Raw genomic sequence first — 18,739 nt, forward strand, 5'->3', positions numbered from 1 at the left:
CGTGGTTCGCGCCTCCACAGCTTTTCTCCGCAGACCCTGAATTCCCGATCGAGTGCTCTCGAGCGCCCTCAACCTAGGTATCGCATGCTGCATCGAGGTATACGATTCGTCCACGCCGCCGTACTGGCATTCTCCGCAGTGCTGGCTTTTCTGTTCGTGCGCGGACTGGATGAGGGCGGGGTACTGGGAAATTCGGCTCTGATTGATGTGATCGACTCCGATGAATCGGTCAGCGGTGCTCAAGTCGTCCAAAACATCCAGTCGTTCTCGGCCGAGCACGCGGTCGGGGTGGCGCGTGAGGTGCCCGATCTGAAGAACCCCGACGGACTACGGCATCTGTACGTGTCTCCGGGCAGTCCCCATTCGGTGACAGCGGAATGGCTGGACAAAGGCTATCCGGCCTTCAGCAGGAACTTCGAAACACGCGTGCATCCGATCTCGGAGATCGCACAGCAGGACCCGCGAGGTTCCTACTACGTGTTCGGGTCGTCTGCGGCAGCCGATGCCTTGAGTACCGAGTTCGGCAAACTTGGGCTCACCGCACGCGTCAGCCATCCCTTGTCGTACACCGAACTGACCGACCGATACTCGGATGATCCCCTGTACTGGGCCTTCTGCGTGGTCGCCCTCGCGGCGCTGACGATGACCGGTGCGAGCGTGCTGCTCAGTGCGAGGTCGTACGGGGTCCTCCGGGTGCAGGGCATGTCCTTCACCGACATCCTTCTTCGCGATCTACGGCAGTTGGCCGGGTTCTGGCTGGTGACGGCCGGCACCATCACGGTTTCGGCGCTTGCCTTCCTCGGCTACTACAACAGCTTCGCCTGGGTGGGGCTGTTCGCTTCGGTGGCCGCAGTCATTGCCGCCCTACTGGCAGTCCTGGCGCTAGCCGCTCACGCGGCCGCGCTGGCTCTGACCTTCAAGGTTGACGAACTGCGCGCCCTCAAAGGTGAACTGCCTTCGAGAGCGGCATCCATCAGCGTCTACCTTGTGCGTATCCCCGCACTGTTGCTTGCTCTCAGCATCGCCACGGATGTCACCCTCACGAGCCAGGATGTACTGATACGCCAGGGAAACCGGGGTATCTACGAAACTGTGGGTGATGCAGTCTCGATCCGCCTCAATGGCGCCTTTGCCATGCACGTGGACCAATTGAACGACCATGTCGGTCCGTGGCTGCGCCAAGCTGACGGGCGGGGCGAGGTGATTGTTGCCGGGCGCAGGGATCTCCAAGTATCCGCCCCGGGCGCGCATCTGCCGTCCGGCGAGATTCTCATCGTCAACGACACGTTCCTCAGGAAGCAGCCAGTTTTCGACCCGGCAGGACACCGTTATACCTCTGAGGGCTTGGCCGACAAGGCGCCGGACTCGCGCTCGGTACGGATCATCATTCCCGATTCGCTTTCCTCTCACAAGACAGCTATCACCAAGGCGGCCTCCGAGATCATTGATCCGGATCTCAGTCGGCACATCCCCATCGAAGCGCTTAGCAGCAGGACGGGACAGCGCCTCTTCGGCTACAACACTGGCGCCTATGTGTACAACTCGGCACACAGTCAGGACGAGGACAGGTCTTTGGTGCGCGACCCGATCCTTATCGCCGTCCCCAATGGTTCGCATTTCCTCACCGATGACGCCTATACCACATTTGCCACCCAGGCGGGAATCATATTCTTTAAGCCTGGTGACGCACTGAACGCCATGAAGGCGAAAAAACTTCAGGACTACGTGAATTCCATAAGTCCTGTCGGTCAGAAAACTGCCCTGGATCTCAGGACTGCGGTCAGCAAACTTCGACTCCAGATTTTCAATCTTATCGTTGCCGCGATAATTCTCCTCGTCGCCGGCGTCGGCGTCTGCCTCATCTACTCGCGCAAGAACGCACAAATCATATTCGCGCGACACATCGGCGGATGGAGATACATCGCCACCCACCGCTTCATCCTTGCCGTAGAAGTGGCTATTGCGATCATCTTCGCTACGCGAGTTCCTTTCCAGTCGTGGCAGCAGAGACAGGAATTGAAGAAGCTTGCTGCCGCCGGTGCGCCTGCCCCCTTCGAGCCGACTCACATCAGCGCACTGGATCTCGCTGTCATCACGGGCCTTGTTGTCTTCGAATTGGGGGCCGTGCTTCTCGCTCTCGCATTCTTTCATGGCCGCATCGTGAAGCAAGGGGCGGCCGATACGTGAGCCTCTCGAGCGGGAAAACCCCTCCACTCAGCCGGAGTATGTTGTGATCGATATTGAGAACCTTTCGAAGGTATTCGGCGCCCGGACCTTGTGGCGTGACGTCAACTTCACCGTCAATCGCGGTGAGATGCTCGCCCTCGTCGGCCCAAGTGGATCGGGTAAGTCAACCCTCCTCAACTGTCTTGGGCTGCTCGACAGGCCCAGTACCGGGACGATCCGATACGAAGGGAGGGATATCACCCGATTCGGTCGACGCGAGATACGCCGGTTCCGCCGTGACGCTCTCGGTTATCTGTTTCAGCACTATGCCTTGATCGAGAACGCAAACATTGTTGAGAACCTGGAAGTGGTAGCCAAGCCGCGTCGGTTGTTGCAGGGCAAAGGCAGTGCGGCTATCGCTGAGGCCCTTGATCGCGTTGGTCTGGCGGGGCGGGAAAAGGAGAAGATCTACCATCTGAGCGGTGGAGAACAGCAGCGCGTGGCCCTGGCCCGTCTCATGATCCAACGGCCGACCCTCGTGCTCGCGGACGAGCCGACGGGTGCTCTCGACGACACCAACACCACTATGGTCATCGACGTTCTTCGCGAGATGAGCGAGGCCGGATGTGCCGTCGTCATCGCTACCCACGATGCTGGCGTCCGTGATCGATGTGACACCGTATTTGCTGTGCACGAATCCTCTCTCGCCGACGTCCGGCATCAGCCAGCGCACTCCTGAGGGTCACGTTTGAGAGGACGAGCAGTCGCCCGTCATAAAGGGAGGGCGGCGGACTTGGGCGCCCAAAGGCCGCACCTGGGGCCACCGGGGCCACACACCGGTGGTGCGGGGCACCGCCCAGGGCACCAAGCGCGTCTCGATGGCGGCGCTGATCTGCACCAAACCCGGCCGACGGCCCCGGCTGATCTACCGCATCCACCTCGACCGTGGCCCTGCCAAGGGCCGCCGCAAGGGCTTCACCGAGACCGACTGCGCCCGCCTGCTGGATGCCGCACACCAGCAGCTCGCCGGCCCCGGTGTGGCACGACAGCCTGTCCAAGGGGCTGCGCTCCTGCGTAACCCCAGCCGTTGAAGATCTCTAGCCGCGCGCGCCGATCTTGTTCCGTTTCTCCTCCGACTCGGCGGCGGGTGGGGCAGCCTCGCCCTCGCTGAGCCCGAACCGGTCGTGCAGCCGCCGCAGCGGGGCGGGTGCCCACCAGGTCGCGCGGCCGGTGAGCCGCATGATCGCCGGTACCAGCAGGCTGCGGACGACCATGGCGTCCATCAGCACCGCCAGCGCGATACCGAGGCCGAGCATCTTGGTGTTGGTCACCCGGGAGGTGCCGATCGCGACCATCACCACCGCGAGGATGACCGCCGCCGCGGTGATCAGCCCACCCGTGCGCTGCAACCCGTGGCGCACCGCCTCGTTGTGGTCGCCGGTGCGGTCGTACTCCTCCTTGATGCGGGAGAGCAGGAACACGCCGTAGTCCATGGAGAGGCCGAAGGCCACGCAGAACATCAGGACGGGCAGGGTCGTCTCGATGGAGCCGGCGCTGGTGAAGCCGAGCGGGCCGGAGAGGTGGCCGTCCTGGAAGACCCAGACCACCGCGCCGAACATGGCGGTCAGGCTGAGCGCGTTGAGCACCACCGCCTGCACGGGTATCAGCACGCTGCCGGTGAGCAGGAAGACCAGGAGCAGGGTGACGATCGCGATGAACGCGGCCGCCCACGGCAGGTGTTCGGCTATCGCGTGCTTGGAGTCGACCAGGACGGCCGCCGTGCCGGTCACATCAGTGCTGAACGGCGCGTCCACCGCGCGCAGGTCGCCCACCAGGCGCTGTGCCGCGTCGTCGACGGCCTCGCCCTTGGGCAGCACCGTGAAGTAGGCGGAATCGCCCTTCACCAGCGGGCCGTCGACCCGCGTCACTTCTGGCAGGGCCGCCACCCGCTGCTTGTAGGCGGCGTACTGCGCCTTGCTCGCCCTGCCCTCCGCGAGCACTTCGAGTCCGCCGCCGGGGCTGCCCGGGAAGCCGTCCCGGATGTGCTGCTGCACGATGTGGGACTCGGCGCCCGACGGCAGCTGGCGGTCGTCGGCGGTACCGAACTTCACGCCGAGGAAGGGCAGTCCGAGGACGACCAGGCCGACGGTGGTCGCCACGGCGAAGAGCGGGGCCCGGCGCATGACCAGGGTCGCCGCCCGTGCCCAGGCCGTGCCCTCCTCGCCGGACGCCTTCGCGGGGCGGCCCCGCCGGAACGCCCGCCGCAGATCCAGGGAGTTCACCCGATGGCCCAGCAGCACCAGGGCCGCCGGCAGCAGGATCAGGGCGGCCGCCGCCGCGAGCAGCACCACGGCCATGCCGGCGTAGGCGAAGGAGCGCAGGAAGTACTGCGGGAACAGCAGCATCGCCGCCAGGGAGACCGCGACCGTGAGGGAGGAGAAGAGCACCGTGCGCCCCGCCGTGCGCAGGGTGGTGCCGACGGCGGTGAGCGGTTCGGCGCCGGCGGCGAGTTCCTCGCGGAAGCGGCGCACGATGAACAGGGCGTAGTCGATGGCGAGGCCCAGGCCCAGCGCGGTGGTGAGGTTCAGCGCGAAGACGGAGACGTCGGTGAACTCCGTCAGGCCGCGCAGCACCGCGTTGGTGCCGAGGATGGCCACGATGCCGATGCCCAGCGGGAGCAGGGCGGCGACGGCACTGCCGAAGACCATCACCAGCAGCACCAGGGTCACCGGCAGCGCGATCAGTTCGGCGCGGGCCAGGTCCTCCTGGATGATCGTCTGCATCTCGTGCCGCACGGCGACGGCACCGCCGACCCGCACCTCCACCGGGCCGTGCGTCCCCCGGTAGGACGGGGCTATGCGGTCCAGGGTCCGGCCCATCTCCTTCTCGTCGCCGGTGATACGGGCGGCGATCAGTGCCTCGTGGCCGTCCTCGGCGCGCAGGGCGGCTGCGGCCGAGGGCGCGGCCTGCCAGTAGGAGCCGACGCCCGTGACCCCCTTCTCACCGGCCAGACGGGTGGCGAGACCCCGGGCCTCGGCGGCGACCGCCGGGGCGTCGACCGAGGAGCGGCCGGAGTCGACCAGGAGCAGCAGGTTGGGCTGGGAGTCGGGGAACTCGCGCTCCAGCGCCTTGGTCGCGTACGTCGACTCGGCGGCCGGTCCTCCCAGCCGCCGCTGCCGAGCCGGTCGGCGACACCGCTGCCGGCCAGTACCGCGAGCACGGTGAGCACCAGGGCCGCGAGCAGTGACAGCCGCGGGCGGGCGGTCACGAACCGCGTCCAGCCACCGGGCTGTGGTGGGCGGTTGACTTCGGTCATCGTGCGGTGTCCCCTTCACCATGACCCGTGCCGTACGAAGACAGGCGGCAGGGGTCGCCATAGCCATAGACTGGCAAACACGAGAGATCGCTCGCGTTCCTCAAGAATGCGAGCGACCACTCGTGTTTGTCAATCACGTCCGGAGAGCTGGGGATAACGGGTGCCCGACGACACCGCCGACAGGCAGGGGAAGGAACAGCCGCGCCGCCGCCAGGCACGCGGCGAGCGCCGCATCGCCCAGCTGCTGCAAGCCGCCGCCGACGTCTTCTGCAGTACCGGCTACACGGCCGCCAGCACCAACGCCATCGCCCGCGAGGCGGGCGTCTCCCCGGGCACGCTCTACCAGTTCTTCCCGAACAAGGAAGCGATCGCGATCGAGCTGGGCGACCGCCTCGTGCACGAGATGCGGGAGACCTACGGCGAGGCGCTCGCCCCGGTCGACCCGGCCACCCCGCTGGAGGAGGCGGTGGGCGCCGCCGTCGACCGGTTCATCGCCTTCAACACCGAGCACCCCGTGTTCTTCACGCTGATGCACGGCCCCGACATCCCGGGCCGGATCGCCGAGGAGCACGACGCCCTGCACGCCACACTGGTCGACCGCATCGAGGGCCTGCTCGCCGTCCTCCTGGCCGACACCTCCCCCGCCGAGCTCACGCGCACGGCCCACGTCTGCCTCGGCATGTACAAGGCGGGCCTGGAGCTGGTCCTCGCTCACGAGGGCGCCGAGCGCGAGGCGTACGTCCGCGAGCTGAAGCACGTACTGGTCCGCTACCTCGACCCCCTCGTCGGCGACCGGCCCGGCCGCACGGACGCCACCGGCACCGGCACCGACACCACCGGCCTCCCCCGGACTGCGACATAAAGGTCACCTGCATAGGGTTCGGGTAAATCGCCCAGCAGGAGCCCGAGGGGGACTGCCGTGACCTACCCGCCGCCCGGCGCTCCCCGCGCCCGCATCCCCGGCCCACAGCTGCCCCCTCCCCCCTACCCCCGGATCCGCGCGGGCCTGTGGCGACGCTGCCTGGGCGGCGGGCTGGCCGTGTGGGCGCTGACCGGGCTCGTGGCATACGCGACGGCGGACATCACACTGCTGCCCACCGTCGTCCTGCTCGGCGGCTTCCTCCTCCCCGTCGCCTTCGTGCTGTGGGCGTACGAGCGGCACGGCCGCGACCTGGGCGTCAGCGCGGTCCTCGGCTGCTTCCTGGCCGGCGGCGCGCTCGGCGTGCTGGGCGCCTCGGCGACGGAACACCACGCGCTCCACCCGTCCCTGCGGATGTTCTCCGATGCCGGACTGGCCGAAGCGGTCAAGCTCACCGCGTTGGTGTTCGTACTGCGCCGGCTGCCCGGGATCCACGGCATGCGCGCCGGGCTCGTCCTGGGCGCGGCCGTCGGCTGCGGCTTCGCGGCCTTCGAGGGCTCCGGGCACGCCTTCGGCACGGCCCTGTCCGCGGACGGCCTCGACCTGCGGGCCCTGCTGGAGACCGAGATCCCGCGCGGGATGCTCGCGCCGCTCGGGCACGGCCTGTGGACGGCGATCGCGGGCGGGGCCCTGCTCGCGAACCGCCGCCCGAACGGCCGTTTCCGCCTGGGCGTACCGGTTCTCGGCGCCTGGCTCGGCGTCGGTCTGCTGCACACGCTGTGGGACTCCACCCACGGCGTCGCCCTCTGGCTGGTGACCCAACTGGCCGGGCCGTACCCGGCCCGGCAGCCGTTCGCGCAGGGGTACGTCCCTGGGCCGACGGCCGTACAGGACCACCTTCTGGCGGTGTTCTCGGTCGGCGGACTGGTACTCGTCTCCCTCCTGGGCATCGCCCGCGTGCGCTCGCTGGCGCGCCGCGGCGCCTCTTGGAGAAATACCCCCTAGGGGTATAGTCTCAAGAATGCAGGCCCCACTGTGGGCCTCGTCGGCCCCACCAGTCACGACGAGGAGTAACGACATGACCGCCCCGACCGACACCCCGGGATCCGTCACCACCGTCTACAAGGTGAGCGGGATGAGCTGTGGACACTGCGAGGGCTCCGTCTCCGGTGAGATCTCCGAAATTCCCGGCGTCACCTCGGTGAAGGCCGTCGCGTCGACCGGCGAGGTCACCGTCGTCTCCACCGCCCCGCTCGACGAGGAGGCCGTCCGCGCCGCCGTCGACGAGGCCGGCTTCGAGCTCGCGGGCCTCGCCTGATCTCCGTTCACTCTCCGACCGGGCCGTACCGACCAGCTGATACTGGCTCCGCACGGCCCGGTCCGTCGTCTGGAGTCCGGACATGACCAGCACCACCACCGCAGAGACAGCCATAGGCACGCCCTCGGGCACGCCGGCGGACGTCTCCGAGGCCGAACTGCTCATCGGCGGGATGACCTGCGCCTCCTGCGCCGCCCGCGTCGAGAAGAAGCTCAACCGCATGGACGGCGTGAGCGCCACGGTGAACTACGCCACCGGGAAGGCGAAGGTCGCCTACCCCCCGGGGGTCCGGGTCGCCGACCTGATCGCCACCGTGGTGAAGACCGGGTACACGGCCGAGGAGCCCCCGCCGCCCGAGCCCACCGAGGACGACAGGCCTGCCGAGACCGAGCAGGACCCCGAACTGACGGCCCTGCGCCACCGCTTCGCGGTCTCCGCAGCGCTCGCCCTTCCCGTGGTCCTGCTCGCCATGATCCCCGCGCTCCAGTTCGACAACTGGCAGTGGCTCTCGCTCACGCTCGCCTCACCGGTCGTCGCCTGGGGCGGTTGGCCGTTCCACCGGGCCGCCTGGACCAACGCGCGGCACGGCGCCGCCACCATGGACACGCTCGTCTCCGTCGGCACGCTCGCCGCGTACGGCTGGTCGCTGTGGGCGCTGTTCCTCGGCGACGCGGGCACGCCGGGCATGCACGACGAGTTCCGCTTCACCGTCTCCCGTATGGACGGTGCCTCCACGATCTACCTGGAGGTGGCCTCGGGAGTCGTCGCCCTGATCCTCCTCGGCCGCTACCTGGAGGCCCGCTCCAAGCGGCGCGCCGGGGCCGCCCTGCGTGCGCTGATGGAACTCGGCGCCAAGGACGTCGCCGTACTGCGGGAAGGCCGCGAGGTGCGCGTACCGGTGGCCTCCCTGGCCGTCGGCGACCGGTTCGTCGTCCGCCCGGGCGAGAAGATCGCCACCGACGGCACGGTGGTCGAGGGCGTATCCGCGGTCGACGCCGCCATGCTGACCGGCGAGTCGGTGCCGGTGGACGTCGGTCCCGGGTCCGCCGTGACGGGTGCGACGGTGAACGCCGGGGGCCGGCTGGTCGTCGCGGCGACCCGGGTCGGCGCCGACACCCAGCTCGCCCGGATGGCGCGGCTGGTGGAGGACGCGCAGAACGGCAAGGCCGAGGTGCAGCGCCTGGCGGACCGGATCTCGGCGGTCTTCGTACCCGTCGTCATCCTGATCGCACTCGGCACCTTCGCGGTGTGGCTGGGGGTCACCGGTGACACCGCCGCCGCCTTCACGGCCGCCGTCGCCGTACTGATCATCGCCTGCCCGTGCGCGCTCGGCCTCGCGACCCCGACCGCGCTGATGGTCGGCACCGGGCGCGGCGCCCAGCTCGGCATCCTCATCAAGGGCCCGGAGGTGCTGGAGTCCACGCGCCGCGTCGACACGGTCGTCCTGGACAAGACCGGCACGGTCACCACGGGCCGTATGACGCTCCAGGAGGTGTACGTCGCCGAGGGCGCCGACAAGGACGAGGTGCTGCGGCTCGCCGGAGCCCTGGAGCACGCCTCCGAGCACCCGGTCGCCCGGGCGGTCGCCGAGGGCGCCGTGGAGCGGGTCGGGCCGCTGCCGGCGGCCGAGCACTTCGAGAACGTCCCCGGGCGGGGCGTGCGTGGGCGGGTGGCGGGCCGCGAGGTGACCGTGGGGCGGCTCCCCGAGAACACGGACGACCTGCCGGAGGAGCTGGCCGCCGCCCGTTCCCGGGCCGAGGAGGAGGGCCGTACGGCCGTCCTGGTCGGCTGGGACGGGGTGGCACGCGGTGTCCTGGCCGTCGCCGACGCCGTCAAGGAGACCAGCGCCGAGGCGGTGCGCGAGCTGCGCGCGCTCGGCCTGACGCCGGTGCTGCTGACCGGTGACAACCGGACGGTGGCCGAGGCGGTGGCGCGGGCCGTGGGCATCGAGGAGGTCGTCGCCGAGGTACTGCCCGAGGGCAAGGTGGACGTCGTACGGCGGCTCCAGGGCGAGGGGCGGACCGTCGCCATGGTCGGCGACGGGGTCAACGACGCGGCCGCGCTCGCCGCCGCCGACCTGGGCCTGGCCATGGGCACGGGCACGGACGCGGCGATCGAGGCGGGTGACCTGACCCTCGTGCGCGGGGACCTCCGGGTGGCGGCGGACGCGATCCGGCTCGCACGGCGTACCCTGGCTACGATCAAGGGCAACCTGGTGTGGGCCTTCGGCTACAACGTGGCCGCGCTGCCGCTGGCCGCGGCGGGGCTGCTGAACCCGATGATCGCGGGCGCCGCTATGGCCTTCTCCTCGGTCTTCGTGGTGACCAACAGCCTGCGGCTGCGGACCTTCCGCTGAGGGGCCCCGCGAAGTTACTCGGGGGTTCCGGCGGTCGAAGTAAGAGTCCCCCTAGAGTCCGACGCGCACCTCACATAAGCTCTTCACAAGGCTCGCGCATCATCCTTACGCTTGAGTCCCGATCGACGTATCGGGGCTCTTGCGTATCTATCGGACATATGCAAGAGACGCAGATCACAGTGATGCGAACGTAACCATCGAAGGGGTTCGAAGGTCTAAGTTGGCGATGTCAGACCAGCGTCTTGGGGGGCGCTGACTGGCATCTGGGGATGTCTTGGGGGACTTCCTCAGAGATGCGTTGCCGGGGCACGTACACCGGGAAGCTTTGAGCGGCCCTCCCTACGTGCGTTGTCCCGGCAGATCGCACCGCATCACTGGAGTACGACGGGTTTTGCTCGTTGTGCTCAGACAGCGATTCAGGCGCTGTCCTCTCCGAGCGCCCGGCCGGATCCCGTGGGGGGAATCCGCACCGGGACATGGGAAGGCGCCCTGGTCGTCGGCCCGTGGGGGGACCGGCGACTCAGGGCGCCTTCTGCTGTTCGTCAGGCATCCGGGCACCGTCGGGCACTCGCACGTCATCAGGCGCCCGAGAGGCTCACGCACTCCCGGACGCCTGAAGAAAGCTCAGCGCTCCTCGACCGGAACGAAGTCCGCTCCACCACGCCGGTGGCCGTGCTGACCCGGGGGTCGGCCCCTGGCCCCGGGCCCCCCGCCACCGCCGCGAAGCCGGGACACCGGGAACCCGGCGCCCCACACCGTCAGGTGTCAGCGCTCCTCGACCGGAACGAAGTCCCGCTCCACCACGCCCGTGTAGATCTGGCGCGGACGGCCGATGCGGGAACCCGGCTCCTTGATCATTTCCTGCCACTGGGCGATCCAGCCCGGCAGCCGGCCGAGGGCGAACAGGACCGTGAACATCTCGGTCGGGAAGCCCATGGCCCGGTAGATCAGACCGGTGTAGAAGTCCACGTTCGGGTAGAGGCTGCGCGAGACGAAGTAGTCGTCGGAGAGCGCGTGCTCCTCCAGCTTCAGCGCGATGTCCAGCAGTTCGTCGGACTTGCCGAGGGCGGACAGCACGTCGTGCGCGGCGGCCTTGATGATCTTGGCGCGCGGGTCGAAGTTCTTGTAGACCCGGTGGCCGAAGCCCATCAGGCGGACGCCGTCCTCCTTGTTCTTCACCTTGCGGATGAAGTTGTCGACGTCGCCGCCGGAGTCCCGGATGCCCTCGAGCATCTCCAGGACGGACTGGTTGGCACCGCCGTGCAGCGGGCCCCACAGGGCGTTGATGCCGGCCGAGATGGACGCGAACATGTTCGCCTGGGACGAACCCACGAGGCGGACCGTCGACGTCGAACAGTTCTGCTCGTGGTCCGCGTGCAGGATCAGCAGCTTGTCGAGGGCGGAGACCACGATCGGGTCGAGCTCGAACTCGTCCGCCGGGACCGAGAAGGTCATGCGGAGGAAGTTCTCGACGTAGCTCAGGTCGTTGCGCGGGTAGACGAACGGGTGACCGATCGACTTCTTGTACGCGTACGCCGCGATCGTCGGAAGCTTGGCGAGCAGGCGGATGGTGGAGAGGTTGCGCTGCTTCTCGTCGAACGGGTTGTGGCTGTCCTGGTAGAACGTGGACAGCGCCGAGACGACCGAGGACAGCATGGCCATCGGGTGGGCGTCGCGCGGGAAGCCCCGGTAGAAGTTCTTGACGTCCTCGTGCAGCAGGGTGTGCCGCGTGATGTCGTTCTTGAACACGGTGAGCTCGTCGACGGTCGGCAGCTCACCGTTGATCAGCAGGTAGGCCACCTCCAGGAAGGTGGAGCGCTCGGCCAGCTGCTCGATCGGGTAGCCGCGGTACCGGAGGATGCCCGCCTCGCCGTCGAGGTAGGTGACGGCGGATTTATAGGCGGCCGTGTTGCCGTAACCGCTGTCCAGGGTCACCAGACCGGTCTGGGCGCGGAGCTTGCCGATGTCGAAGCCCTTGTCGCCGACGGTGCTGTCGATCACCGGGTAGGTGTACTCGCCGTCGCCGTACCGCAGTACTACAGAGTTGTCGCTCACGTCTTCCCTCACCGACGTAGTGCCTCTTCTTCGAGGTGCCCTGACTGTCTCTACCATCCCCCATTTGGCTCAGGAGAGTGCACTCGGGGTCGACCATTGGGCCTACTGACGGCACTCAGTGCCGCCAACCTGCTCATCCTGCCCCCTCGATCCGGCATCTGGAAGTGCTCTGTGACCTTCACGACTCATTTGATCGATCATTTTCGGATGACAGGCGGATGTCAGGCGGGATGTCAGACCCGTCCGGCCCCATGGAGCCTGAAATCGAGTGCCGTACAGCGTCGCCCCGCCGACACCGTGCGCACCGCCTGGCCGATCGCCTTGCGCGAACCGACGAGGACGACCAGCTTCTTCGCCCGGGTGACCGCCGTGTAGAGCAGATTGCGCTGGAGCATCATCCACGCGCCGGTGGTGACCGGGATCACCACCGCCGGATACTCACTGCCCTGCGAGCGGTGGATGGTCACCGCGTACGCATGGGCCAGCTCGTCCAGTTCATCGAACTCATACGGAACCTCCTCGTCCTCGTCCGTCAGCACCATCAGGCGCTGGTCGACCGGGTCGAGCGAGGTGACCACGCCCACGGTGCCGTTGAAGACTCCGTTCTTGCCCTTCTCGTAATTGTTGCGGATCTGGGTGACCTTGTCGCCGACACGGAAGACCCGGCCGCCGAACCGCTTCTCGGGCAGGTCGGGGCGGCCCGGGGTGATGGCCTGCTGGAGCAGACCGTTGAGGGTGCCGGCGCCCGCCGGGCCGCGGTGCATGGGCGCGAGGACCTGGACGTCCCGGCGCGGGTCGAGACCGAACTTCGCCGGAATACGGCGGGCGGCGACATCCACCGTGAGCCGCCCGGCCTCCTCCGTCTCGTCCTCGACGAAGAGGAAGAAGTCCTTCATGCCGTCCGTGACCGGGTGCTGCCCGGAGTTGATCCGGTGCGCGTTCGTCACCACCCCCGACTGCTGGGCCTGGCGGAACACCCGGGTGAGCCGCACGGCCGGGATCGGGCCGCCCTCGGCGAGCAGATCCCGCAGCACCTCACCCGCCCCGACACTGGGCAGCTGGTCCACATCCCCCACGAACAGCAGATGGGCCCCCGGCGGCACCGCCTTCACCAGCTTGTTGGCGAGCAGCAGGTCCAGCATGGACGCCTCGTCCACGACCACGAGATCGGCGTCGAGCGGACGGTCCCTGTCATAGGCCGCGTCACCGCCCGGCTTCAGCTCCAGCAGCCGGTGCACCGTGGACGCCTCGGCCCCGGTCAGCTCCGCCAGCCGCTTGGCGGCCCGGCCGGTGGGCGCGGCGAGCAGCACCTTCGCCTTCTTCGCGCGGGCCAGCTCCACGACCGAGCGGACGGTGAAGGACTTGCCGCAGCCGGGACCACCGGTCAGCACGGCCACCTTCTCCGTGAGCGCCAGCTTCACCGCGGCCTCCTGCTCGGGCGCCAGCTCGGCCCCCGTACGGCCCTTCAGCCACCCCAGCGCCTTGCCCCAGTCCACGTCCCGGAAGCCGGGCATCCGGTCCTCCTCCGTACGCAGCAGGCGCAACAGCTGACTGGAGAGGGACAGTTCCGCCCGGTGGAAGGGCACGAGGTAGACGGCCGTGACCGGCTCCGAATCTCCCTCCGGGCCGGGCACCTTCTCCCGTACGACCCCGGGCTCCTCCCCCTCCTCCCCAGGCTCCGCCAGCTCGGCGAGGCACTCGATGACGAGCCCCGTATCGACCTGGAGCAGCTTCACGGCGTCGGCGATCAGCCGCTCCTCCGGCAGGAAACAGTGCCCCTGATCGGCAGACTGCGACAGCGCGTACTGGAGGCCCGCCTTCACCCGCTCCGGGCTGTCGTGCGGGATGCCGACCGACTGGGCGATCTTGTCCGCGGTGAGGAAGCCGATGCCCCAGACATCGGCGGCGAGCCGGTACGGCTGGTTCTTGACGACGGAGATCGAGGCGTCCCCGTACTTCTTGTAGATCCGCACCGCGATGGACGTGGACACCTCGACGGTCTGGAGGAAGAGCATGACCTCCTTGATCGCCTTCTGCTCCTCCCAGGCGTCGGCGATCCTCTTGGTCCGCTTCGGCCCGAGCCCCGGCACCTCGATGAGCCGCTTCGGCTCCTCCTCGATGATCGTCAGGGTGTCCAGCCCGAAGTGCTGCGTGATCCGGTCGGCGAAGACCGGCCCGATGCCCTTGACCAGCCCCGACCCGAGGTAGCGGCGGATGCCCTGGACCGTGGCGGGCAGCACGGTCGTGTAGTTCTCGACGGTGAACTGCTTGCCGTACTGCGGATGGGACCCCCAGCGCCCCTCCATCCGCAGGGACTCCCCCACCTGGGCACCGAGCAGCGCCCCGACCACCGTGAGGAGATCGCCACCACCCCGGCCGGTGTCCACACGGGCGACCGTGTAGCCGTTCTCCTCGTTGGCGTACGTGATCCTCTCCAGCACGCCTTCGAGCACGGCGAGCCGGCGTTCGCCCGTGGGGGCCGTGGGAGACATGGGGGTCATGGGGTCCCCCGCCTGTTGAGCCATGATCCGACGGTACCGGTGGGGTGTGACAGTGGGCACTGCTACCGTGCGTGCCCATGACAGGAACGGACAGTACGGGCGCGGCCGAGGACACGGTCGAGGAGTTCCACACCCGCATCGAGGCCGCCGCCACCGGGACGCCGTACCGCCCGCGCCGGACGGAGTGGGGCCTCGAACTGACCGTGGACGTCAACGCCCCGCAGTGGCAGGAGCTGTTGACCCGGCACCGGCTCGACCAGATCCACACCTACCGTGTCGCGCTGCGCCCCCAGGAGAAAACCTTCACGATCACGGACGTCGTCCGCACCGTCGAGTACGAGGCCGGCCTGGGCGGAGTACGCCTGGGCAAGACGGTGTCCACCGGCCGGAACGTCTACGTCAGCAAGACCTGGAGCCTGAACGGCACCCAGGAGTACAGCTTCTCCTCCGCCGAGGGCCACCGCCTGATCCGGGGCGTGGCCCGGGAACTGGGCTGGCGGGAGATCCGGCCCGCGAGCGTGAAGATCGCCATCGGGTTCGGGGTGTTCGGCGGGGTGATCGCCCTCGGAACGCTTGTCGCGCTTGCCGTTGTGTTCTGGGGCTGAGGGCCGACTGTTTCCGGGTCGCGACGTGCGGCGGCCCCCCACCGGGCTTCGGCCCCTCCCATCGGGGCACCTGTGAGCGAATGGGTGCCCTTCTCGCGCTGGCCTCCGCCCTGTGCTACGGCATAGTCGACTTCGCCGGCGGGGTCCTGTCCCGCCGTGTCCGCTTCACGGCGGTCACCCTGCTCGGTCAACTCGGCGGGCTGGTGTTCGCCGTCGGTGCCGCCCTCGTCGTCCCGGCCTCCTCCGTCCACCTGACCGACCTCTGCTGGGGAGCCCTGTCCGGTTTCGGCAGCGCCGCAGCCATGCTGCTGCTCAACCGTGGGCTGAGCCGCGGTGCGATGAGCGTGGTGGTGCCCGTCAGCGCCGTCACGTCCGTAGCCCTTTCCGTACTGGGCGGAGTTCTCGTCCTCGGGGATCGGCCCACACCCTTGGCCTGGACGGGCATCGCCATCACGGTGCCCGCCCTGTGGCTCGTCTCCAGCGGCGGGAACACCTTCGCCTACGAGCCGGACACGACCACGGGCCGAGGCACCTCGGACGGCCTGTCGGCGAGCATCGGGGTCGCCGTCCAGTACCTGGCACTCGCGCAAGCCGGGCCGTCGAGCGGGCTGTGGCCGGTGGCCACGGGCCGGCTCGCCGCCGTCGCGGTGCTGCTTCCAATCGCGTTACGTGACCTGCGAGTTCCCGCGATACGCGGCGCCCAAGCGGTCCTGACCGGAGCTGGTGCGGCCCTGGCCCTGATTCTGTACCTGCTCGCGACTCGACGGCAGATGCTCGCGGTCGCCGTCGTCCTCGCCTCCCTGTACCCGACCATGCCCGTGATCCTGGGACTCACCGTGCTGCACGAGCGGGTCGACCGCCGCCAGGTCGCCGGTCTGCTGGGCTCGGCGGCGGCCACCGTGCTGCTCACACTCGGCTGAGCTTCCTGCGGCCTTGAGCCTCCAGTGACTGGAGACGGCAGAGTTGAGGACATGGACGCTACGACCCTCTGCTCGATCGGGGAGCTTTCCCGGCGGACCGGCTTGTCCGTGAGGACCATCCGGTTCTACTCCGATTCGGGGGTGGTAGCGCCGACCACCCGAAGTCCCGCCGGTTATCGGCTCTACGACCTCGACGCACTGCTACGTCTGGAACTCCTCCGCACACTGCGCGAGCTGGGCATGGACCTGGCCACGATTCAACGGGTACTGGACCGCGAGCTCTCGGTGGCGGAGGTCGCCGCGGCGCACGCCGAAGCCATGGACGTCCAGATCCGGGTGCTGCAACTGCGTCGGAGCGTTCTGCGAGTCGCGGCCGGACGCGGGTCCGACCCCGAGGAGATCAAGCTCATGCACAGGCTCACGCAGCTGTCCGGCGAGGAACGCCGACGTCTGATCGACGATTTCGTGGAGGGCACCTTCGGCACCTTCGGCACAATGGATGCCGACCCGTCCGCGGTGGCGATGGTTCGCGCTGCCACGCCCGACCTCCCCGACGATCCGTCCAGCGAGCAGGTCGCCGCGTGGGTGGAGCTCGCCGAGTTGGTCGGCGACGAGGACTTCCGGGCCCGGATGCGCCGGATGGCCGGGCGTCAGGCCGCGGGGCGCACGCTCGACATCGAGCGCGATGCCGGCGAGGAACTGACGGAGTTCACCCGCCAGAAGGTGGCCGAGGCCATGGAGTCGGGCATCGACCCGCTCAGCGACAGGGCCGCCCCCGTCATCGACGACCTTGTGCACCGCTTCGCCGAGGCGTTCGCGCGCACCCCTGACCCGGAATTCCGGGACTGGATGGCCCAACAGTTCGAAGAGGCGCACGATCCCCAAGTGGACCGGTACTGGCGGCTGGTGTGGATCGTCAACGGCTGGCAGGTGGTACCGAGCCTTACCCCGGTGTATCCCTGGCTCATCGAGGCTCTGCGAAATGTCTAGGGGCGGGGCCTCGTTGATGACGCATGCCCGAAACCTGGGACTACACCCTGCACATCCCGAACGACCTCCGAGCCGTCACCATCTGCCGACGCACCCTGCGCCTGATCCTGACGATGCACGGGCTGATCGGACTCGTGGGCACCGCGGAGCTCCTCGCGACGGAGCTGGTCTCCAACGCCGTACGGCACACCAAGGGGCCGGCCGCGCTGAGGGTCCGCCGCTCCCCGGAGGGCGTCATCTGGATCGGCGCGTGGGACACGGACCCGGCACCACCGGAGCCACCAGCGCCGCTCGGCCAAGGGGCGGACCTGGAGGAGGGGCGGACCTGGAGGAGGGGCGAGGGCTCGGCTTGGTCGTCGCATGCGCGGAGTACTGGGGCTGGCGGCCGTCGGCCAGGTTCGGGAAGCGGGGGAAGTATGTGTGGTGCGAGTTGGGGGCGGCGTAGTGGGTGGGTGGGTGGGTGGGTGGGTGGGTGAGGTGGGTGGGTGGGTGAGGTGAGCGCCTGTATGGAGTGACCGTGGGGGCCGCTCGCTTCTTGGCATTGTCGTGCTTCCGCGATCCGAGTAAAGGGCGCTGCGCGTCGGCTACGCCGATGGCCCTTCGGGCCCCCCTTGACTCGGCTCGCTCCAGCACGGGTGAGAAGCGAGCGAGCGGCCCGGAAAGGCGGTGGCCGGGGCGGGTGGGGCCCGCCGTGGGCTGGGCTGCGGAGCGGAGTTGGGGGGCGCGGTCGCGCCTCGCCTGCACGCCGGGTGGGATCGGCGGCGATCGGTGAGTGGGGGGGTGGGGTGCGCGCTGAGTGGGTGGCGGCACGCCGGGCCGGCTTAGCGGCTTGCGGCGGGTGGGGGCTTGGGGCGCGCGGTCGGCGGGTGGGCTGGGTGCGTGGTCGGCGGGTGGCGGGTGGGGGGTGGGGGTACAGCCGACGACTTCGCAGCGATTGGTGAGTGGAGGGCGGGTCGCCGTCGATGGGGGGCGACTCGTCGGCCAGCTTGGCGGCTTGATGGGACGGGTGGGCGCGCCCGGCAGAGGAGGGCGGCTTTCGTCCGGCTGATGAGGATGCGGTGCGGCCGGGGTGACGGCTGCGATTGGCAGATACGTCCCACACGCCACCAAGACCCCGGCCCAGAAGCCTGCTGCCTTGGCGTCTACCTCTGGGACGCATCTGCCACTCACCGGTCGGCTGTGGCCGGTGAGGCCTTGTGACTCCAGTGCGGCACCGAGGGGGCGGGGCGGCGTAGCGGGCGGCCAGCCTGTCGGCTTCCCGGCCGACGACCTTCTCCCATATCTGGGCGAAAGGGGCATGCAGGTGGGATGACGGCCACGAGTGGCAGAAATGTTCCACGCCCAGGCGCTGCGACCTGCGGTTTCATCCTCCACCGGTGGTACATATCTACCACTTGGTGGGCGCCTGCGACTGGTGAGGTCGGTGTGACGCAAGTGGGGCGCCGACGGTGGTCTGTGGGTCGCGGGGACCTAGGGCCGAGCACGAACGGGCGCGGCTTGCCGCCGGGCGCGGGACGCCGCCGGGCGCGGGAAGCCACCGGGCTCGGCTCGCCGCCAGGCGCGGGAAGCCACCGGGCTCGGCTCGCCGCCAGGCGCGGGAAGCCACCGGGCTCGGCTCGCCGCCAGGCGCGGGAAGCCACCGGGCTCGGCTCG

General features: G+C 68.9%; 12 protein-coding genes and 2 pseudogenes. 11 read left to right on the plus strand and 3 right to left on the minus strand.

Annotated features, from left to right (window positions below; all coding sequences use genetic code 11):
* The first annotated feature begins 84 nt into the window (after nt 1-84).
* The 3 genes from ACFY01_RS15405 to ACFY01_RS15415 all read left to right on the plus strand — a co-directional run bounded on the left by ACFY01_RS15405 (nt 85) and on the right by ACFY01_RS15415 (nt 3,257).
* On the plus strand, nt 85-2,187 hold the full coding sequence (locus ACFY01_RS15405; RefSeq protein ID WP_390736206.1) for a hypothetical protein: 2,103 nt from the start codon (nt 85-87) through the stop codon (nt 2,185-2,187).
* 43 nt (nt 2,188-2,230) lie between these two features.
* Nucleotides 2,231-2,905: an ABC transporter ATP-binding protein gene (locus tag ACFY01_RS15410; RefSeq protein ID WP_390736207.1), complete on the plus strand. Its 675-nt coding sequence runs from the start codon at nt 2,231-2,233 to the stop codon at nt 2,903-2,905.
* A 103-nt stretch (nt 2,906-3,008) separates the two neighbouring features.
* A complete protein-coding gene (locus tag ACFY01_RS15415) occupies nt 3,009-3,257 on the plus strand; it encodes a transposase (RefSeq protein WP_390736208.1) in 249 nt (82 codons plus the stop codon).
* A gap of 6 nt (nt 3,258-3,263) precedes the next feature.
* Here ACFY01_RS15415 and ACFY01_RS15420 read toward each other — a convergent pair.
* Nucleotides 3,264-5,482, minus strand: a pseudogene (locus ACFY01_RS15420) (MMPL family transporter).
* Between the two features lie 160 nt (nt 5,483-5,642).
* Between ACFY01_RS15420 and ACFY01_RS15425 the strand changes: the two are divergent.
* From ACFY01_RS15425 to ACFY01_RS15440, 4 genes are all read left to right on the plus strand, one after another.
* Nucleotides 5,643-6,344, plus strand: a complete 702-nt coding sequence (locus ACFY01_RS15425) for a TetR family transcriptional regulator (RefSeq protein WP_390736209.1) — start codon at nt 5,643-5,645, stop codon at nt 6,342-6,344.
* A gap of 57 nt (nt 6,345-6,401) precedes the next feature.
* Entirely contained in the window at nt 6,402-7,346 is a 945-nt protein-coding gene (locus tag ACFY01_RS15430; protein WP_390736210.1) for a PrsW family glutamic-type intramembrane protease, read from the plus strand.
* A 73-nt stretch (nt 7,347-7,419) separates the two neighbouring features.
* Nucleotides 7,420-7,659: a heavy-metal-associated domain-containing protein gene (locus ACFY01_RS15435; protein WP_390736211.1), complete on the plus strand. Its 240-nt coding sequence runs from the start codon at nt 7,420-7,422 to the stop codon at nt 7,657-7,659.
* 82 nt (nt 7,660-7,741) lie between these two features.
* Nucleotides 7,742-10,015, plus strand: a complete 2,274-nt coding sequence (locus tag ACFY01_RS15440; RefSeq protein WP_390736212.1) for a heavy metal translocating P-type ATPase — start codon at nt 7,742-7,744, stop codon at nt 10,013-10,015.
* 765 nt (nt 10,016-10,780) lie between these two features.
* Here ACFY01_RS15440 and ACFY01_RS15445 read toward each other — a convergent pair.
* Both ACFY01_RS15445 and ACFY01_RS15450 read right to left on the minus strand, forming a co-directional pair.
* Nucleotides 10,781-12,070 (minus strand): citrate synthase, encoded by a 1,290-nt coding sequence (locus tag ACFY01_RS15445; protein ID WP_390736213.1) that lies wholly within the window; start codon nt 12,068-12,070, stop codon nt 10,781-10,783.
* Nucleotides 12,071-12,303: 233 nt separating this feature from the next.
* Nucleotides 12,304-14,595: an ATP-dependent RecD-like DNA helicase gene (locus ACFY01_RS15450; RefSeq protein ID WP_390736214.1), complete on the minus strand. Its 2,292-nt coding sequence runs from the start codon at nt 14,593-14,595 to the stop codon at nt 12,304-12,306.
* Between the two features lie 53 nt (nt 14,596-14,648).
* Here ACFY01_RS15450 and ACFY01_RS15455 point away from each other — a divergent pair, with 53 nt between their 5' ends.
* The 4 genes and pseudogenes from ACFY01_RS15455 to ACFY01_RS15470 all read left to right on the plus strand — a co-directional run bounded on the left by ACFY01_RS15455 (nt 14,649) and on the right by ACFY01_RS15470 (nt 17,531).
* Nucleotides 14,649-15,176, plus strand: a complete 528-nt coding sequence (locus ACFY01_RS15455) for a hypothetical protein (protein WP_390736215.1) — start codon at nt 14,649-14,651, stop codon at nt 15,174-15,176.
* An 80-nt stretch (nt 15,177-15,256) separates the two neighbouring features.
* Entirely contained in the window at nt 15,257-16,096 is an 840-nt protein-coding gene (locus ACFY01_RS15460; protein ID WP_390736216.1) for an EamA family transporter, read from the plus strand.
* 51 nt (nt 16,097-16,147) lie between these two features.
* Complete coding sequence (locus ACFY01_RS15465; protein WP_390736217.1) at nt 16,148-17,086, plus strand: MerR family transcriptional regulator; 939 nt, start codon at nt 16,148-16,150, stop codon at nt 17,084-17,086.
* Between the two features lie 23 nt (nt 17,087-17,109).
* Nucleotides 17,110-17,531: pseudogene (locus ACFY01_RS15470) on the plus strand (ATP-binding protein).
* The last annotated feature ends 1,208 nt before the right edge of the window (nt 17,532-18,739 follow it).

Source organism: Streptomyces sp. NPDC001480, assembly GCF_042894725.1.
Taxonomy (GTDB): Bacteria; Actinomycetota; Actinomycetes; order Streptomycetales; family Streptomycetaceae; genus Streptomyces.

Bases quoted from the DNA above. Each gene is read 5' to 3' on its own strand.
- ACFY01_RS15440 (WP_390736212.1), top strand. From the start codon at position 7,742: ATGACCAGCACCACCACCGCAGAGACAGCCATAGGCACGCCCTCGGGC.
- ACFY01_RS15460 (WP_390736216.1), top strand. From the start codon at position 15,257: ATGGGTGCCCTTCTCGCGCTGGCCTCCGCCCTGTGCTACGGCATAGTC.
- ACFY01_RS15405 (WP_390736206.1), top strand. From the start codon at position 85: ATGCTGCATCGAGGTATACGATTCGTCCACGCCGCCGTACTGGCATTC.
- ACFY01_RS15435 (WP_390736211.1), top strand. From the start codon at position 7,420: ATGACCGCCCCGACCGACACCCCGGGATCCGTCACCACCGTCTACAAG.
- ACFY01_RS15465 (WP_390736217.1), top strand. From the start codon at position 16,148: ATGGACGCTACGACCCTCTGCTCGATCGGGGAGCTTTCCCGGCGGACC.
- ACFY01_RS15455 (WP_390736215.1), top strand. From the start codon at position 14,649: ATGACAGGAACGGACAGTACGGGCGCGGCCGAGGACACGGTCGAGGAG.
- ACFY01_RS15450 (WP_390736214.1), bottom strand. From the start codon at position 14,595: ATGGCTCAACAGGCGGGGGACCCCATGACCCCCATGTCTCCCACGGCC.